Source organism: Planktotalea frisia (genome assembly GCF_001890925.1).
Classification (GTDB): Bacteria; Pseudomonadota; Alphaproteobacteria; order Rhodobacterales; family Rhodobacteraceae; genus Planktotalea; species Planktotalea frisia.
This window is the reverse complement of sequence record NZ_MLCB01000199.1, coordinates 1-17,744: the sequence shown is the minus strand read 5'-3', so window position 1 is coordinate 17,744 and position 17,744 is coordinate 1. Positions and strand designations below refer to the sequence as shown.

At 53.7% G+C, this 17,744-nt stretch carries 16 protein-coding genes; 2 read left to right on the top strand and 14 right to left on the bottom strand.

What is annotated here, in order from left to right; all coding sequences use genetic code 11:
* From PFRI_RS18195 to PFRI_RS18130, 14 genes are all read right to left on the bottom strand, one after another.
* On the bottom strand, window positions 1-1,057 hold a 1,057-nt coding region (locus PFRI_RS18195; RefSeq protein ID WP_072632123.1), incomplete at its 3' end, for an IS1182 family transposase.
* Window positions 1,058-1,272: 215 nt separating this feature from the next.
* The gene (locus tag PFRI_RS18190) at window positions 1,273-2,775 is read right to left on the bottom strand and encodes an aldehyde dehydrogenase (NADP(+)) (protein WP_072632117.1); all 1,503 of its coding nucleotides are present in this window, start codon (window positions 2,773-2,775) and stop codon (window positions 1,273-1,275) included.
* Between the two features lie 48 nt (window positions 2,776-2,823).
* Complete coding sequence (locus PFRI_RS18185; protein ID WP_072632116.1) at window positions 2,824-4,080, bottom strand: TRAP transporter large permease; 1,257 nt, start codon at window positions 4,078-4,080, stop codon at window positions 2,824-2,826.
* Window positions 4,077-4,628, bottom strand: a complete 552-nt coding sequence (locus PFRI_RS18180; protein WP_084649758.1) for a TRAP transporter small permease — start codon at window positions 4,626-4,628, stop codon at window positions 4,077-4,079. Before PFRI_RS18180 ends, PFRI_RS18185 begins: the two co-directional genes overlap by 4 nt.
* Window positions 4,629-4,691: 63 nt before the next feature.
* Window positions 4,692-5,678, bottom strand: a complete 987-nt coding sequence (locus PFRI_RS18175) for a TRAP transporter substrate-binding protein (protein ID WP_072632115.1) — start codon at window positions 5,676-5,678, stop codon at window positions 4,692-4,694.
* Window positions 5,679-5,711: 33 nt separating this feature from the next.
* On the bottom strand, window positions 5,712-6,464 hold the full coding sequence (locus PFRI_RS18170; RefSeq protein ID WP_072632114.1) for an SDR family NAD(P)-dependent oxidoreductase: 753 nt from the start codon (window positions 6,462-6,464) through the stop codon (window positions 5,712-5,714).
* Between the two features lie 32 nt (window positions 6,465-6,496).
* The gene (locus PFRI_RS18165) at window positions 6,497-8,191 is read right to left on the bottom strand and encodes a thiamine pyrophosphate-binding protein (protein ID WP_245812467.1); all 1,695 of its coding nucleotides are present in this window, start codon (window positions 8,189-8,191) and stop codon (window positions 6,497-6,499) included.
* Window positions 8,188-8,817: a cupin domain-containing protein gene (locus tag PFRI_RS18160; RefSeq protein WP_072632113.1), complete on the bottom strand. Its 630-nt coding sequence runs from the start codon at window positions 8,815-8,817 to the stop codon at window positions 8,188-8,190. Before PFRI_RS18160 ends, PFRI_RS18165 begins: the two co-directional genes overlap by 4 nt.
* A gap of 20 nt (window positions 8,818-8,837) precedes the next feature.
* Window positions 8,838-9,155, bottom strand: coding sequence for an NIPSNAP family protein (locus PFRI_RS18155; RefSeq protein WP_072632112.1), 318 nt, complete (start codon window positions 9,153-9,155; stop codon window positions 8,838-8,840).
* Window positions 9,152-10,645 carry an NAD-dependent succinate-semialdehyde dehydrogenase gene (locus tag PFRI_RS18150; protein WP_111445601.1) on the bottom strand — a complete coding sequence of 498 codons (1,494 nt, stop codon included), beginning with the start codon at window positions 10,643-10,645 and terminating at the stop codon, window positions 9,152-9,154. Before PFRI_RS18150 ends, PFRI_RS18155 begins: the two co-directional genes overlap by 4 nt.
* A 136-nt stretch (window positions 10,646-10,781) precedes the next feature.
* The gene (locus PFRI_RS18145; RefSeq protein WP_072632111.1) at window positions 10,782-12,341 is read right to left on the bottom strand and encodes a sulfatase-like hydrolase/transferase; all 1,560 of its coding nucleotides are present in this window, start codon (window positions 12,339-12,341) and stop codon (window positions 10,782-10,784) included.
* A 64-nt stretch (window positions 12,342-12,405) separates the two neighbouring features.
* Window positions 12,406-13,908, bottom strand: coding sequence for a tripartite tricarboxylate transporter permease (locus tag PFRI_RS18140; protein ID WP_084649757.1), 1,503 nt, complete (start codon window positions 13,906-13,908; stop codon window positions 12,406-12,408).
* Between the two features lie 3 nt (window positions 13,909-13,911).
* A complete protein-coding gene (locus PFRI_RS18135; protein WP_072632110.1) occupies window positions 13,912-14,391 on the bottom strand; it encodes a tripartite tricarboxylate transporter TctB family protein in 480 nt (159 codons plus the stop codon).
* Between the two features lie 63 nt (window positions 14,392-14,454).
* Window positions 14,455-15,441 carry a Bug family tripartite tricarboxylate transporter substrate binding protein gene (locus tag PFRI_RS18130; protein ID WP_072632109.1) on the bottom strand — a complete coding sequence of 329 codons (987 nt, stop codon included), beginning with the start codon at window positions 15,439-15,441 and terminating at the stop codon, window positions 14,455-14,457.
* Between the two features lie 128 nt (window positions 15,442-15,569).
* Here PFRI_RS18130 and PFRI_RS18125 point away from each other — a divergent pair, with 128 nt between their 5' ends.
* Window positions 15,570-16,418, top strand: a complete 849-nt coding sequence (locus PFRI_RS18125) for a helix-turn-helix domain-containing protein (RefSeq protein ID WP_170124884.1) — start codon at window positions 15,570-15,572, stop codon at window positions 16,416-16,418.
* A 579-nt stretch (window positions 16,419-16,997) separates the two neighbouring features.
* Window positions 16,998-17,366, top strand: coding sequence for a hypothetical protein (locus tag PFRI_RS18115; protein WP_245812465.1), 369 nt, complete (start codon window positions 16,998-17,000; stop codon window positions 17,364-17,366).
* The last annotated feature ends 378 nt before the right edge of the window (window positions 17,367-17,744 follow it).

The following is a 17,744-nucleotide window of genomic DNA, read 5'->3' as shown; positions in this document are numbered from 1 at the left end:
ATTTGCGCGCTTTCCATTCTGGAGCGTTCCGGGCGGGATCGGAATAGGTGCGCCGTGTGTGCTTCATCTCTTTGCCGCCAGGACAGATATAGCGGTCGTTCTCATCATCCCATGTGAAGTCTGATCTGGAGAATGTCCCATCAGTGCGCTCACCCTTATCAAAGACGGGAATGAAGGGGAGGATCTTGCGTTTAAGTGCCAGCCAAACAAGATTGTCAGATGAACCGTAGGCCGTATCTGCAGCGATCCAATCTGGCTTCAAGCCAAAGCGCTCTTCGGTCCGGTCGATCATCTTGCGCATTGCGCCCACTTCAGCAGTTCTGTTTGAGCGGCTGGCGTCGACATCAACGATGATACTGTGATCTGTATCGATCAGGTAATTGGTGGAATACGCAAAGAATGCAGGGCCTTTACGCGCTGCAGTCCATTGGCTGGCCGGATCAGCATGAGCAGTAAACTTGGGCTTGGTCGTGGTGGCCGCACCAAAAGCCTCGTCGTCCAATGTGTCGAGATATTCCTGCACTGCGCGTGGCGCATCATCGGCGTCAGCCACACGGGTTGCCCAATCTTCAGGGTTGCTGGAGTTCTGTTTCTGGACATCTGCACTGATCAAGCTGGCATCGATTGCAAATCCTTGGCCACCCACGAGCCCTTCCGCCATGCAGCGCGCAACGGTCGCCTCAAATACGTGGCGCAGAAGGTCACTCTCCCGGAACCTACCGTGGCGGTTCTTGGAAAACGTCGAATGATCCGGGATGCGGTCACTAAGGTCCAAGCGGCAGAACCAGCGATAGGCCAGGTTCAGATGAACCTCTTCGCACAAGCGGCGCTCAGAGCGGATGCCGGAGCAATAGCCCACAAGCAACATCCGGATCATCAATTCAGGATCAATGGATGGGCGACCAGTGTGGCTGTAAAACTCGGCAAGATGCGCACGAATACTACTCAGGTCAACGAACCGATCAATCGAACGCAACAGGTGGTTTTGGGGAACATGATCTTCCAGCGAAAACTCATAAAACAGTGCTGCCTGCGCCTCCTGCCTTGGTCCCAACATCGCAATCCCCCTGTCCAATAAACAGATTGAATCAGCAGAGACTGTTACGATCAAGGAATAGTTTTTCAACACAATCGTATGAAAACGGACCTTGGCCGCGATAGTCTCCACCCAATCTGTCCTTGCTCAGCAGATCGAATGCCGCGGATTGCGTAGGCAGATTATGCTGGGCTACTTGTGAATGCCCAGCGAGTGCCGCCCCAATAGAGATCAAATCAGTCGGGCAAAAGCCCAAGAGGAATATCTTGGTAACAAACTGGCCTGATGAAACGCCTGATCGACATGGTTCCGACAGACGTCGCTCCGAAGTTGGTAGAGGCCGGATAAGGTCCACCATGAACCATCGCCTCGCTGACCTCGACGCCTGTAGGGAAGCCATTGGCCAAAATGCGTCCGGCCTTACGTTCCAAAATCGGCATCAGAGATTTAGCGGCGTCTTTGTCGGAGGCATCCATTTGTAGCGTACATGTCAGCTGGCCTTGCAGTGCATGTGCCACGCTGCGCATTTGCTGTACATCGTCGGCGAGGACGATCAGACCAAGCGGGCCGAATACTTCTTCACCCAAGTCCTTATTGGTCAACCATTGTGCGGCGGTCGTTTGATAGAGGAAAGGTGTGGCATCGCGCCCATCACAAGTTGTCGTCAGTACGGCCTGAACGCCGCTGCTGGCTGCGATGCGCGATTGTCCTTTTCGAAATGCTGATGCGATCCCATCCGTCAGCATCGTTTGCGCAGCCGTCTTTTCCAGCGCTTTGGCTGCGGCTGTGGCAAACGCGTCGGCCTGATCTTTCAGGATCACAACAATACCAGGATTTGTACAAAACTGGCCCACCCCCATCGTCAGGGAACCTGCCCACCCTGTACCAATGTCAGCCCCTCGTGCCTTAGCCGCAGCGGGAAGAATAAACATCGGGTTGATTGAGCCAAGTTCGCCAAAGAAGGGGATGGGTTCAGCTCGCCGCGCGCAAAGGTCAAACAAGGCACGGCCCCCGCCTAATGATCCTGTAAAGCCGACCGCTTTAATCAGTGAATGCTGCACCAAGGCTTGCCCGACCTCAAGATTGCCACCCTGCACTAATGAGAAAACGCCGGGGTGCATGTCACATTTAACGATTGCTGCTTGGATCGCTTCTGCGACAATCTCGCCGGTGCCGGGATGGCCTGAGTGGCCTTTGACAACCACCGGACACCCCGCCGCCAAAGCAGCAGCCGTGTCGCCGCCAGCAGTCGAAAATGCGAGTGGGAAATTGGACGCGCCAAACACTGCGACAGGGCCGATGGGCCGCCCAATCATTTTCAGATCTGAGCGCGGCAATGGCGCACGTTCCGGCATTGCTTCGTCATGTCGGCGATCCAGGTAGTCCCCTCCCAGAATGTGATCCGCAAAAAGACGCAACTGGCCTGTCGTGCGACCACGTTCCCCTTGCAGGCGCGCCTTTGGCAGGCCGGTCTCTTGCGTGCCTATCTCGGTGATCGCGTCGCCGCGCGCCTCAATCTCATCGGCAATTGCGTTCAAAAATGCAGCGCGGTCTTTACGACTGGAATACCCAAATGACCAAAAAGCCTCTTCAGCGGCAGTGACGGCTTGATCTATGTGATCAGGCGTTCCGACTGAGAATTCATATGCAGAGCCATGTGCGGGTTCTGAGGTGAATTTGCTATCTCCCCCAACCCAGTTTCCAGCGATCAGATGTTTGCCATGTGGTGTGAATGTCATGTCTTTTGATGTCCCATTGGTGACTATTTTTCATAATTTTTTGATTGCTCAGCGGATGATCAATGCCGGAAACACGCTGACCAGAACCACGACCACAGCGGCAATAGCCACAAAAGGCAGAGCCGATTTAAAGATCGCTCCGGCTTTTACATTTGACACCGTTGCGGCGACGTAAAGCGCGACACCTACGGGCGGCGTGACAAGGCCCAAGGTCAGGTTCAGACACAGGACAATCCCCAGATGATAAGGATCGATCCCGTAAACCGATGTCGCCACCGGCAGCACAATCGGGACGACCATAATCAGCGCAGGAATGCCATCAATCACCATGCCAACCAGCAGCATGATTATGTTCAGTAGCAACAAGAAGAGGATAGGATTGTCAGCAATGAAGACAATCCAAGCGGCCAAACTTTGTGGGATCTGACTATAGATCAATATCCAGCTAAAGACATTTGCCGTGGCCACCATGAACAGCACAAGTGCGGCATTAGACCCTGCTGTCAGCAGCATTTGCGGGATGTCCCGCTCAACCAGTTCGCGTGTCACGAACTTGCCGATCAGATAGGCCATGACAGCAGCAATAGCCGCAGATTCGGTTGGCGTCGCCAATCCCAGTGTAATGCTGCCAATAATCGACGCCGGAATGACCAGCGTTATCAAGCCATCGCGAAGCAGTGCGATGCGCTCACCCCGTGACAATCGAGGGGCCTCGGGAAACGGATTGATCAACCCCATAATGAAGATTACAACCATGAACCCACCAGCCATCATCAACCCCGGAATGATGCCAGCAATGAAAAGATCACCAATGGAAATTTGAGCGAGCACCCCATAGACTACAAACATCATGGAAGGGGGAATAACAGGCGACAAGAGCCCGGCAGCCGTTGTTGTGGCCACGGCGAAAGTCTTTGAATACCCTTCGCGTTCCATTTCGGGCACCATGACCTTTGACATGATCGCAATTTGCGCTGTAGCCGACCCCAGGATCGACGCCATCATCATGTTCGCAAGGATATTCACATAAACTAGGCCACCCTTCATGGTCCCGACAATAGCGCGGGCCATGCCAACCAGCCGAATAGTGATGCCGCCTCCGTTCATCATTTCTCCAACGAGCATGAACAGAGGGATTGCCAGCAGTCCGTACTTACCGATGCCTGACATCAATTGAAGCGAGTAGGATCCGATCAAGGCAGTGTTGCCCGCATCAATCAGATAGGCGGCGGCAGAGATGGCCAGAACAACCCCGATTGGCGCACCAACAAACAGCAATACGACAAAGACAATGGCGGTGATCATTTTGGTGTGCCTAACGTGGTTTCGGCACGTATGTCCTGAATGAGACAGGCCGCGCTGTGAACTAATAATGTGAACGCGAAAAGCGGCATCACAAGGAAAAACCACACTCGGCGTACGCCGATGGTGTTGGTGACCTCTTGGTAGATGCTGTTGTAGGTTTCTTCAAAAAAGCCCTGCAATTGAAAACCATTCCTTGCTAGGGTCAGCGGGTCAAACCAAAGCCAGGTGGCATACGCTAGAAACAGAGCAAACAGCACATTCACGCATTGAACGAAGATCGATATGCGGCGGCGGTTCTTTTCGGAAACCGCATCGGACACAAGCGTGACAGCAAAGTTTCGTCTTTGCGCAAACATTAGGCTGGACCCGATAAAGGCGAAGATGACCATCAAATTGATCGCAAGCTCGTCCGCCCAATACAAAGACGAATTCAAAGCACGTGCTGCGACGTTGACAACCATCAAAAGCAATACTGACGCCACCAACACCTTTAATGCGGTGGCCTCTATTCTGGTTATCTGGGCCGACAATTTGACGATAGAGTTCATAATTACTGCCTCTTGTAGTCCGAATGAACCGCCTGTTTTTGAAATACAGGCGGTTCTTGCTCTTTACATCAAAGCTGCGGCTTCTTCGCGCAGACCAATGATGGATGGTGCTTTCGGCTCCCAGATACCTGCCCATTCGCTCAGGGTATCTCCAAAGAACGCGGGTTCAGCCGTTGTGACGTTCATTCCCGTGCCCTTAAGATCATCAAGCCACTTGGGTTCAAACTCAATGTACTGACTAAAAAGCCAATCGATCTGCTCCGAAACGGTTTCCGACAACATCATCTTTTCCTCATCGCTCAGAGCGGCCCAATACCGACCCGATACGACGGCGACGACGGGGAACATCATCTGGCTTGTGGTCTTGAGGTTCGGAGCCTGATCATACAGCTTCAATTTCCAAGCCAGTTCAAGATCGATATCTGCACCATCGACTTGGCCATTTGCCAAAGCGTCAAACAATCCCGGTAAAGGCACCGGAGTTGGAGCGACACCCATCAGTTCGTAAAAGTCACGCAAGGCTGCAAAGGGTGTAATCCGGTATTTACGGCCCGAAAGGTCTGCGGATGTTTGTGCCTCATCACGTGAGATCAGGTGACGCATGCCGCCTAGACCAAAACCGAGGCCTTTCATGCCCAAGCTCGTGAACTGATCAAGCATACCTGTCGCGGTGGCACCTGTCAGAAGCTTTGAGGCATGGGTGACGTCAGGCACAAGGTAGGGCGCAAACAGCGCACCCATATCGTCGATCCGGTTAGAGAATTCGGCGACCGTCAGGAATCCCATCTCCAGGCCACCAGCCTGAATCTGCTGGATCATTGTCGCTTCGTTGCCAAGCTGCCCTGATGGGAACACTTGGGTTTTGAACATCCCGCCGCTTTTTTCAGCAAGTGATGTACCAACTCGGTCCATTGTCTGGGTCCAGAAATGGCTACCCGGTGTGATCGTGCCGATCCGCAGCGTTTTCGCCGATTGTGCCCGAACCAGCCCAGGTGCTGCCAAAGCGGCTGCAGCCAGTGTTGTTGTTTTCAAAAAAGTACGTCTTTCCATGTCTTATCCTCCCGGTTTTGTTGATAGAAATCGTTAGTGAAAGTAAGCACCGCCATCGACGACAAGCGTTTGGCCAGTCATGAATGCGGCTTCGTTTGAAGCGAGAAAAACCACTGCCCCGACAACATCTTCGGGCAGTTGATCGCGAGCGATAACGCGCGATTTCAGTGAAATTTCCTGCAGCTTCTCGATTTGATGTGGGTTTGCTTTGACCCCATCTGACATTGTGAATCCGGGGGCGACGCCGTTGACCCGAATGCCAGATGCGCCGATCTCTTTGGCCAACGCTTTTGTCATCGCGTTGATCGCGCCTTTACTCGCAACATAGTGCAGCAGATAGGGCACGCCCTTGAACGGCGTCCCCGACGACATGTTCACGATCGCCCCCGCGCCCTGCGCCTGCATTGTGGGTAAAACGGCAGCAGTCACCAAGGCTTGGCCCATCACATTCACATTCAGAACCTTTTGCCACTCTTCAGGCGTGATCTTGGAAAACTCCGTAAGCTTCAGCGTGGAATAAAGCCCCGCATTGTTGACCAACGTGTCGATCCGACCAAAGGCCTTTACCGCAGCCGTAGCCATTGCCTCGCAAGAGGCAGGGTCTGAGATGTCACAAGTCATGCCAATGGCCTTGGCACCAGTTGCCATTATCTCGGCAGCCGCCGTTTCGGCACCTGCAACATCCGCAATCACGACTGCAGCCCCATCTTTGGCAAACCGATCCGCAATGGCGCGCCCGATGCCCATTGATCCGCCTGTCACGATTACAACTTCTTGATGATCCATTGATTTTCCTCCCGAAATTTCTGGCATTACGCCTATGTCGACTGCGCCGCCCGCCTGATGTCTTCTATTGTCTGTGTGGGCGTGATCAGCTCAGGATCCACCTGCAGCTCGATCAGACTTGGCCCCTCATGGGCGCAGGCTCGTTCCCACGCACCCGCAAACTGATCGGTCTTGGTTACCGTTTCACCGTGACATCCGTAAGATTGGGCAAATGCCGCAAAATCAGGATTGACCAGATCAGTCCCGCTTACTCGACCCGGATAGTGCCGTTCCTGATGCATGCGAATGGTGCCGTACATCCCGTTGTTCACCACAATCACCGTCAGATTTGCGTTGTACTGCACGGCGGTCGCAAGTTCCTGACCGTGCATTAGAAAACACCCGTCACCGGCAAAACAGACCACTTGCCGATCAGGCATGACACGCGCCGCAGCAACAGCTGCCGGTAGCCCATATCCCATAGATCCCGAAATTGGCGCAAGCTGCGTGACATAGCGGCGATGTCTGTGAAACCGGTGCACCCAAACGGTGTAGTTTCCCGCACCGTTGGTCACGATCGCATCTTTTGCAAGCGCCCCCTCTAGATGGCTCATGACCTCTGACATGGCCAAATCACCGCGCCCCTTGGGCAAGGTCGACCAAGCACGGTAATCAGCATTGCATTCAGCAACGGCTACCTGTCGGTTGCTCGCGTCAGTGTCTGGACCTGCACAGCGCAACAGCGATGCAATGACCTCATCAGGAGGGGATGCAATACCAAGCTGCGGTTTGTAGACGCGGCCAATCTCATCTGGTTCAGGGTACACATGGATAAGATGCTGAGCGCACTTCGGAATGCCAACCAACGAATATCCACTGGATTCCATTTCGCTGAAACGTGTGCCGAGCAATATCAAGACATCCGCGTTTCTGATCCGAGCGGCCAGCTTTGGGTTAATGCCGATGCCTGCATCGCCGGCATAACAGGGGTGTTCATTGTCAAAGTAATCCTGACACCGAAAGGACGCCGCGACGGGTACGGCCCATTTCTCAGCGAACGCTTCCAAATCAAGGCGCGCCTTGTCAGACCACACACCACCACCGACTATGATAAGTGGGGCGATTGCTGTCTTAAGCGTATTCAAAAGCTGGTCGGCGTCCTGCGCCGTGATCGTTGCGCGCGCGGGTTTTGCAGGCCCCAAATCCGGTACTGGAATTGTGGCGAGTTCAGTCAGCATATCTTCGGGCAGAGCCAGCACGACGGGTCCGGGACGTCCCGACATGGCCACGTGAAAGGCACGCGACACCATTTCGGCCATACGGTCCGGACTATCAACTTCGGCCACCCATTTTGCGACCTGACCAAACATCCGGCGATAGTCGATTTCCTGAAACGCTTCGCGTTCGCGCATATCACGGGCCACTTGGCCAACAAACAGGATCATCGGGATCGCGTCTTGACGGGCGATGTGCAAACCGGCAGATGCATTTGTCGCCCCCGGTCCGCGTGTCACCATGCAAATGCCGGGCTGACCGGTTAACTTGCCCGAAGCCGCGGCCATCATCGCGGCACCACCTTCCTGACGGCAGACCGTAAGCGCAATTTCTGGTGCGTCTGTCAGGGCATCAAGCACCGACAGATAGCTTTCACCCGGAACCAGAAACGCGTGCTTCACGTCCTGCTGGCGCAAACATTCAACCAAATTTTGAGCGCCTGTCAGAGCGATATCTTGATGCGAGATGTTCACAGGGCCAGCCCGATCTCACCAAAGTTTCGATAGGATTGCGACTTGGGTTTTGCGCGGTCTTCTTCGTTCACATAATGGATGGATGATTTTCCAAGCAGGGTCTTTGGCAGCACCATTGCGCGAATGAAACGGCTTGGGATGTCCTCAACGGCTTGCAGGAAAACCGGCTCAGGTCCGCCTTCAAACCACGCACCACCGGGGCCATATGAGGTTGATGATCCTTCGGTATCAATCCGAACGTGGCCTTCGCGCAAACACCGGATGCCCGGCCCCTGATGGGTATGCAGCATCGCCGTCCCTGCGGGCGGGAAGGCCACAGAGTCGAGCCGAAGGAAGCTATCAGAATTTGCCAATTTTTTGGACACCGGTCCTGACAACTTATGGGCGACCCTGTGCGAGGACGCCGTTTGGTCTGCGTCGGACAAATCCCAACGCCACAATGATGCGCCCTCGGGCCCTGCAACAAGCGTAACTGGTCCATCCGCGACAAGCCCATCGTCACACGCAACATCCTGTCCGTCTGTCGAAATTGTGCCAGCGGTCACATAGATCGCACGCGCAACGGTATCTGAAAACGTGACCTTCTGACCGGCTGCGATAATGTCTTCGTACAAATGAAGTTCCATCAGTAACTCTCCTTCAAACTCTAAGTTTTTTGCTGCATGAACGGCGCGGGAATCAGCAATTTGTTTTCCTGAACACGAACAAGCGGGCGGATTTTCTTGACGTAAGCTTGCCAGTCAGGATCTGCCGCAAGCGCCTTGCGCCGAGCTGTTCGGTCCGCAAGATCCGAGTAGGACCACAGGTGCACGATCTGGTTTTGCGGGCCAAATTCGACCTGATAATATCCCAGAAGGTTTCCCAAAATGCGTGTTTGTACGGCGAGCCCTTCTGCTTCATAGAGCTTTAGATACGTGGGAACCTGCCCGATATGCAGGGTATAAATGCGCTCTTCGACGATCATGCTGCTGCCCCCAAACCTGCGAGGCAGATGTATTTAAGCTCGGTCCAGTCATCGATGCCGTACTTTGAGCCTTCACGCCCAATGCCGGATTCTTTAACGCCACCAAAGGGCGCGACTTCGGTTGAAATGAGACCAGTGTTTACGCCGACGATACCGACCTCAAGTGCATCAGCGACGCGAAAGATCCGACCGACATCACGGCTATAGAAGTAACCGGCAAGGCCATAGGGTGTATCATTTGCCATCGATATGGCGTCTTGCTCATCTCGAAACGTCGAGATCGCCGCAACAGGGCCAAACAACTCTTCATGGGCAAGATCCATATCTGTAGAGACATCAGTCATCACAGTAGGTTGGAAATACGCGCCACCGACCTCATGTCGTTTGCCACCTACATGTACCTTTGCCCCTTTGCCGACGGCATCAGCGACAAGGCGTTCAACTTTTTCCATACCCCGTTCATCTATCAAGGGGCCCATTTGAGTTGCTTTTTCAAGCCCGTGACCCACTTGAATTTGCCCGGCGCGGGCACTTAGGGTAGCAACGAATTTGTCGTGAATGCTTTCCTGCACCAGAATGCGATTTGCGGCGATGCACGTCTGACCCGAGTTACGGAATTTACAGATTTGAATGCCGTCCAGTGCGGCCTCAATATCCGCGTCGTCAAACACGATGAAGGCGGCGTTGCCGCCAAGTTCCAGACTGATTTTTGTCAAATCACCGGCGCAGTCCCGCATCAGTTGCTTGCCCACGGCTGTAGATCCAGTGAAGCCAATCTTGCGCACCAGTGGGCTATCAACCAGTGCCTTACCGATTGTCGGGGCATCTTCGCGCGCGCCTGTTACCACATTGAAAACACCAGCAGGCAGTCCGGCCATTTCGCCCAATGCTGCAACCGCAAGCGCAGAAAGCGGCGTTGCTTCGGCGGGTTTCAGAACCATACAATTACCAGCGGCTAGGGCTGGTGCTGCTTTTCGCGTGACCATGGCGACAGGGAAATTCCAAGGCGTGATGCCACCAACGACACCAAGCGGATTGCGTGTCACCAGTATGCGGGCATCGTTGCGGTGTGGCGGGATGATATCGCCATAAAGCCTACGGCCCTCTTCGGCAAACCAGCTGAGGAAACTTGCGGCATACTCAATTTCTCCTAGAGATTCCGCCATCGGCTTGCCCTGTTCAAGTGTCATGAGGCGGGCCAAATCTTCGGCATGCGCGCGTACCAATGCGGCCCATTTTTGAAGCACCAATGCACGATCAGCAGCTGTTCGGCCGCTCCAATCTGGAAACGCGGCTTGCGCCGTTGCAATCGCTGCGTCCGTTTCGGCCGCGCCCATGCGCGGTACTGAGGCCAATACATCACCCGTCGCAGGGTCGGTGACGTCCAGCCGTCTGCCCGAAGACGCAGCCACCCATTTGCCGCCGACATAGCAGTCTGTTTTCAAAAATTCCGGTAGTTTCACCACGATTGATTCCCCTAACTTTCGCATGTCGCAACATTGTTCAGTTGGAACGAAACTAAGGGATCAGGTAAAGTTGGTCTTTGGCTCACCAAATCGCTATTTACCTTTTTGTCCGATTATTTTGGTGGGTGAGATCATGAACCTAGATTGTTGTGGCCAAAGTTTACCACTGCCCGATTTGAAATTCTTTATCGCGCCATTCTTCGACAAATTTGTTGTCCACGGTTGTTCTGTTCTTAAGCCCTCTCAGCCACGAAAAAAGAACCTTTTCCATGCGTTTGCAAACCGCGCTGTGCGCATTTGACTGGCCAAGATCGACACGTTCGTTCGGGTCACTTTCGTGGTCAAACAACATTGGTGGAAAGCCTTCCCAGAAAATGAACTTCCACCTGCCATCAAATGCCATGTAGCCACGGCATTCATCAACCGAGCGATCTAGGTCCTTTCGAACATCTGCATGAAATGCGTAGTCCAGCTCGCTAAACACTGTTTCGCGCCACTGCACGTCCTTGCCATGCAGAAGCGGTATCAGAGATTTCCCTTCCAGAGCCTCGGGGGCACCATCAAAGCCGAGGCTTTCCAAAAACGTCGGGATCAGGTCGATGCTTTCGACCAGCTGCGTGCTGGTGGTGCCGCGCGTGGCATCTGCCTGCGCACGTGGATCGTAGATGATCATCGGAACGCGCACGGACTCCTCGTGAAAAAGTTCCTTTTCCCCCATCCAGTGATCCCCAAGGTAATCCCCATGATCAGAGGTGAACACAATCAGAGTATCGTCCATTCTGCCTTGGCCTTCCAACACCGCGAACAGCCGCCCCAAATGGTCATCAAGCTGTTTGATCAACCCCATGTAGACAGGCACGACTGCTTCTCGCACCTCATCACGCATAAATTCGCGGCTTTCCTGACGGTCAGCCATGGCTTTGTAGACCGGGTTGGCACTCGTCAGTTCCGATGATGCGCGGTTGGCTGGGATAACATCTGCGGGGCCGTACATCGCATTGTAAGGTGCGGACACGACATACGGCCAATGCGGCTTGATGTAACTTAGGTGCAGGGCCCACGGGTCATCCCCTTTGCCTTCGATAAATTCGATGGCGCGGTCTGTTGTATAGGCCGTCTCCCCATGCTGGTCGGCAACGCGCGCTGGCTCTTTCGCGTATCTCAGGTGCCACCCCGATAGAATTTCTCCGTCCGGACCTTCAGCTGAATTCGCAAAGTCATGCCATGGGTTTGGGCTGTCGTACCCGTTGGCGCGCAGATAATCTGCATATTTCGTTTGGATTGGTCCGCGTCCAAATATCCCATCGTCTCTGGCGATGCTCTCAAAACCGCCTTCCATCGCATATTCAGATCGATCAGGATCACTCAGCCCGCCCAATCGTTCAATACTCTTGCGGTCAGGGAGGAAGTGGCTTTTCCCGATAAGAGACAAGTTCCGCCCATTTTCCCGCAAGTAATCCCCCATCGTTCTTTCGCTTAGGGGCAGCGGCACCATCAACCAAGTGGAACGATGAGATGACACATATCGCCCAGTGTAATACGACATCCGCGACGGCCCACAGATCGGAGATTGCACATAGGTTCGGTCAAAAAGAACACCCCGCCCTGCAAGTCGATCGAGGTTGGGGGTCTGAAGGGTCGGATGGCCAGTACATCCCAGATAATCCCACCGCAGTTGATCCACCATGATGAACAAGACGTTTTTGACCGGACGGGGCATTGCATCAATCCTCTTGAGACGTCGAGCCTGATTATAGCTCAAATGATGGTTGGAATTTGGCCCTTCAAGGGCTCTTGCGGTCGATCTGTGACGGCAGGTATCGAAAGAGTGGCACCAACAAGAAGACAAGGATCAGTGCCAAAACTGCGAGGGTGATCGGGCGGTCAGCGATAAAGCCGACAAAGTCACCCTGACTAATCAACCCGGTTCGGCGAAAGTTCTTTTCAAAGATCGGACCGAGTACGAAACCAACGACAATAGGAGCCAGTGGATAATCGGCCTTCCTGAGCAGATAACCAACAACGCCGAACGCAATAAGCGTCCAGATGTCCAGAATTTCGCGTGATACGGAGTAGGTTCCAACCACAGAAACCATCAACACGACGCACATGATCGACCATTGTGGCAGGCGCAGTAGGCGGATGATCAGCCGCACAAACAGTAACCCGATGGGCAAGAGCAAGATCGCGCCCAAGATGAAGACTGCAAAAATGCCGTCAATGACCTCAGGGTGATTGAGGAACATCCCCGGGCCCGGCTGAATGGCCTGAACCATCAGCCCGCCCATAAGGACTGCCACGATAGGGTCGCCAGGGATGGCCAATGCCAGCATCGGTATCAGGGCACCGCCTGCAACGGCAGAGTTTGCGGCTTCACTTGCAATAACGCCATCCGTGTTTCCGTCCCCAAAATCGGGGTCTGACGGCTTCTTGAATACCATTGCGGCGCGGTAGCTTAGGAATGCTGCGGTCACACCGCCGATGCCTGGCAAAATGCCGATGAAAACCCCCAAGGCACTGGACCTGAGATAGTTGAACGGGCGCTGGATCAGCGTTCGAAATGCATCTGCCGACGCGGAAACGTTGGAAGACGTATCATGCACGCGGATTGGTTTTTCGATTTGGCGCAAGATTTCAGAAATTGAGAAAAGACCAACCAGCAAGGGGACCAGCGCGACCCCACTGTCCAAATACAGTGAGCCAAATGTAAACCGAGATTCGCCGCTCACCGGGTCCAGACCGATAGCCGCGATGAGCAGCCCCAAAAGGCCCATCATCCATCCCTTTAGGGCAGAACCACCTGACAGCGCACCAATGGTGGTAAGGCCAAGCAGGGCAAAGGCTGCAGCCTCTGCGGGGCCAAACTTGATGGCGAAGGCCGCCAATGCCGGTGCCACAGCAATCAAAACGAGACCGCTGATGACGCCGCCAATACACGAGGCAAGCGTTGCCAAGGTCACGGCATATGAGGCCCTGCCCCTTAGCGCCATGGGATGCGCATCCAGCAGTGTCGCGGCGGCCATCGGCGTTCCGGGAATGCCAATGACGGTGGCTGATAATGCCCCGCCATAGCTGCCCCCTTGATAAATCCCCATCAAAAGAGCCATCGAAGAAACGGGGTCCATGTAAAATGTAAACGGTATTGCCATGACAACACCCAGCAATGGGCCGACACCGGGTAAAGCACCGATCACCACACCAGCGCCGATGCCAATCACGAGAAACATCAGTTGAACGCCGCTTAGGAGCGACGGAAAGCTGGCCAGTGTTTGAAAAAAATCGCTCATCACTCAAAACACCTGATCAATAGCGAGAACGCCTTCTGGCAAAACAGTGTTCAGCCCATAACGAAAGATTATCAATAAGGTCAGCGAAGCAAAGATCGCGACCAGGAGAGCCGCTTTCAGGTTTTGCGCGCGATTCAAGAATGCAGCTGCAAACACAAGCGGCGGGACCGTCAGCAGATACCCAAGTGGCTCAAAGAGTGAGACAAACAAAATGATCAGGGCCAGCGCAAACCCAACAGCGCGCAGATCGCTCCAATTGGTTTTTTCCAGCTTGTCCTTAGGGGTCACCCAACCCTGAAACAACAACAGCAGGCCGACGATGGTCATCACGCCAAGGATGATGCGCGGATAGGCACGCGGGCCGGTGAGCTTTTCGAGGTCGGAACTGAAAGCGAGGTCAATCTGACTGGTGAGATAGAAGAAGAATGCGACAATCACGAGCAATGCGGCTGCGCCACCCACTTCCCTTTGCTGGAGGTTCATAAATTGGCCTTTCACCTTACACGAAATCAGCGGGCTTTGTGGGCCCGCTGATCCGTAGAGATTCTAGTTCGAGGTCTTCAGTTCTTCGACCCGAGGTTTTAGAAGTTGCTCGGTCTCACTCCACAGAGCTTCGAAATCACTGGGGGAAGAGTAGGCAATCAATTTCCCGAGTGGCCCCAGTTCCTTTAGAAACGCCTCGTCCTGAAGGATGTCGGCACTCACCTGTCGAAGCTTTGCCAACACATCATCAGGCGTGCCAGACGGAGCGACCAAGCCGCCCCATCCCAAAGCAGCGGCACCCCAGCCGATGTTGATATCAACATCAGCAGCAGTCGCGAGGTCAGGTGCTATCGGATGGCTCTCATCGGCCAGCAGTAACAGGTGCTTGACCTGCCCCTCCATGATCCGCGTGGCCGGAACGACGCTCACCGATACATCAAGCGATCCATTCAGCAGCCCAGTAATATTGTCACCCATGCAACCGCCGTTGAAGGGGATAGGGTTAAACTCAAGCTCTGCCGACCGCATGAATTGCTCCCCGACAAGTCGGGGCACCGACTGGGGCGCACAGACGCCAAAGTTCAGCGTCTTTCCTTCTGCCTTAGCCCACTCAATGAATTCTGGCATGGTGTTTGACGGATGAGTTTCAGCAACCGTAACGGTAAAGGGGATCGCCAACACCCCAGCGATGGGTGCAAAGCTTGAATTGTCATATGGCAGATCAGGATCAAACAGCTTTCCGGCGATCTGCGGTGCGACCCAATTGTTAAGGAGCGTGTAACCGTCTGCGTCAGCTTTTGCTGCGGCGGCTGTCGCCTTCTTGCCGCCAGCGCCGACCGTCGACGTGACAACAACTGGCTGACCAAGCTCTTTGCCCATCCTTTCCCCAAGTGTACGCATCACTGCCTCAAATGGGTCACCGGGTGCCCAAGGAAAAAGAAGGGTGATTGGTTTGTCAGGATATTCAGCATGCGCAACAGACGCCACTGCGCCGACGCTTAGGGTTGCTGCCAACATCAATGCCAACGCTTTTTTTCTAATGGTGTTCATGGTTACCTCCTCAGTAAGTATGGACTGGTGTGATGCTAGCCGGTAGGCGCGGGGTGGTCTTTGCCCGCCCCAAGTGCTATTTACCTTTTTGTCCGATTATTTTGATTGGCTCTGCTTTTGGAGGCGACTTGGCTGATGCACTAGGAATTGCTGTAGGCGCGTTTGGGCGGGTTGCGCTGCTATCAGCAACGGAACCCGTTCAGGATCATGCTCATTCTCAAGTTCATGCGCTGATCAAAATATCCGGAGCAGATACAAGCTTTCTAGTTGATGGACAAACCGCCCAAATGACGGATCGTCAAATGGTATTGGTCAATCCATGGATCGTGCATTCCAATGACAGAGAGATCGGAATCGACCCCACAATCTTGTTGGCGCTCTACATAGACCCGCTGTGGTTTGGTGAGCAGGGCAATCAAATTGTAACTGGCTTCCACAAATTGCCGTTTCATCAGATAGTAGCAGAGGTCAGTCCTGAACTGCACAGTCGGGCACGGCATTTAGCGGATCAAATGGCTGACTTTCATACCGAAGAAGACCATTTTGACCCATTGCTTCGCGAACTGGTCTTTTCAGTCCTTCAGTGTTCGAAAACAAATGCGACCTCGGATGTAAGTTCGCGCCGGACATTCGCCAGCGATCCACGTGTCCGCAGAGCCATCCGCGCGTTTCGAGAAGAGCCTTCAAAAGAGATAGACCTGAGTGAAGTTGCTAAAAACGTCGGACTGTCCCGCTCGCAATTTTATGCCCGGTTTCGCCAGTGCACAGGGCTAAGCCCAAGAACATACATCGACACCTTGTGCTGTGAACGCGCCGCCAGTCTGCTCAGTGATCCAGAGCATACGATCGCAGAGATCTCTGAAGTCCTCGGTTTTTCCGCTCAAGGGCATTTCACCCGGTTTTTCAAATCTAAAACGGGTGTGTCACCGAACAATTTTCGGATGGGCCATATAGAGGTCGGTAGAGTTCTTAGATGAGATGAAAATTTGCGCCGACCCTGGTCCGCGAGCGCGAATTTGCCGGGCTCATTTTTTGCGAAAGGTTGAATTCTGTTCTGTTTCTATCAAACGTGAAGCACCAAAAGCGGGCATTGGGGTAAGTGCAGCGAAAGCTAACTATGTCCGCAGTGTGTGGGTTCGTGAACAGCGCAGCGAAGGTCCGGTTCGGCCTTGGTGCAGCGAAAGCGCACCTCGGCCCCCTGCCCCTCCGCGCCTACAACCGCGCTCTGGTCCACCAGAACGATGAAGCTACATCAACAATGGGCTCCGATAGTTGCGATAACAGGAAGCCATCCTCACTCTCAGCTGGCATTAGCATTGACCTGGACACGCTTCTTTTGAGTGAAAAAGCAAAAATTTTGATTGCCGCGCCCATCAAAATCCAAATGTGAATTCTCTCGTATCACTTGGAAATCTGCCCACTTGGTGGTTAATGCTGTCTGAGACACAACAGCATCGGGTGTTATACTAGCTGCTCGGTGGCAATATTATAGCTAAGATCAGACGATGGGGCGCTTTAAGAACCATAGTCTTGAGTAGAACGGGAAGAGGTTTGGTGTGAGCAGCATCCAAGACAACGAAGCACCAAATGTGATTACTGAGACACGTTTCCGCACATTAATGCAAAGCGGGTACCTTGCGGAGGTATATTGCCAATCTTCCGCCTTCAACAAGAGCGCAGTGTGGTACGGTGTATGGGTGATCCGCATTATCGACGAAGACAGGACCTTCATGAAGCTCTTGGTCCCAGCACGATCGATGTCAGACAAGCATGATGAAATCAGAATTCGCGAGTTTAAGACGGCGAACGGTCTGATCTCCTTCCTTGCCAGCATGGGGTGCACACATGCCAATGTACCGCTTCAAGAAGGCGGGGTTTCAACACACGCATTGCCTGTTGAGCTTCTGGCCAAGGTTGAGGGCTGACAAGGCTTCGAGATTTTAATCCCAGGCTCTCAATAGTTGACCTGTTCAAAACCGTAGTTCCCCTCATAGTCACGCCATTCGACAAAGACGGAGCGATGCCAGATCGACGGGCAGTTAGACCCCCAACGCTCCGTCCCGAAATGCGCATCCGGCAAGTCGGCGATGCCTGCACGGCTCCAACGGTAATCACCTTGAGTACTATAAGATCCGAGCCGAACTCTCGCTGATCTTTCACAGTCACCTTCGCTCCCTGACTCCCTTTGGTTTGCTTGGACGTCGAACACCCGGATTGATCGAACAAAGTTGAATTCTTGACCGCTTATTGAAGTGGTCCTACTAATTCGGACAGGTTTGTGGCTCAGCTAAGATGTAATCGGG

Excerpts from the sequence above, each read along its gene's own strand:
- PFRI_RS18190 (WP_072632117.1), bottom strand. The coding sequence starts at position 2,775 with ATGACATTCACACCACATGGCAAACATCTGATCGCTGGAAACTGGGTT.
- PFRI_RS18185 (WP_072632116.1), bottom strand. The coding sequence starts at position 4,080 with ATGATCACCGCCATTGTCTTTGTCGTATTGCTGTTTGTTGGTGCGCCA.
- PFRI_RS18180 (WP_084649758.1), bottom strand. The coding sequence starts at position 4,628 with ATGAACTCTATCGTCAAATTGTCGGCCCAGATAACCAGAATAGAGGCC.
- PFRI_RS18175 (WP_072632115.1), bottom strand. The coding sequence starts at position 5,678 with ATGGAAAGACGTACTTTTTTGAAAACAACAACACTGGCTGCAGCCGCT.
- PFRI_RS18170 (WP_072632114.1), bottom strand. The coding sequence starts at position 6,464 with ATGGATCATCAAGAAGTTGTAATCGTGACAGGCGGATCAATGGGCATC.
- PFRI_RS18160 (WP_072632113.1), bottom strand. The coding sequence starts at position 8,817 with ATGGAACTTCATTTGTACGAAGACATTATCGCAGCCGGTCAGAAGGTC.
- PFRI_RS18155 (WP_072632112.1), bottom strand. The coding sequence starts at position 9,155 with ATGATCGTCGAAGAGCGCATTTATACCCTGCATATCGGGCAGGTTCCC.
- PFRI_RS18150 (WP_111445601.1), bottom strand. The coding sequence starts at position 10,645 with ATGCGAAAGTTAGGGGAATCAATCGTGGTGAAACTACCGGAATTTTTG.
- PFRI_RS18145 (WP_072632111.1), bottom strand. The coding sequence starts at position 12,341 with ATGCCCCGTCCGGTCAAAAACGTCTTGTTCATCATGGTGGATCAACTG.
- PFRI_RS18140 (WP_084649757.1), bottom strand. The coding sequence starts at position 13,908 with ATGAGCGATTTTTTTCAAACACTGGCCAGCTTTCCGTCGCTCCTAAGC.
- PFRI_RS18135 (WP_072632110.1), bottom strand. The coding sequence starts at position 14,391 with ATGAACCTCCAGCAAAGGGAAGTGGGTGGCGCAGCCGCATTGCTCGTG.
- PFRI_RS18130 (WP_072632109.1), bottom strand. The coding sequence starts at position 15,441 with ATGAACACCATTAGAAAAAAAGCGTTGGCATTGATGTTGGCAGCAACC.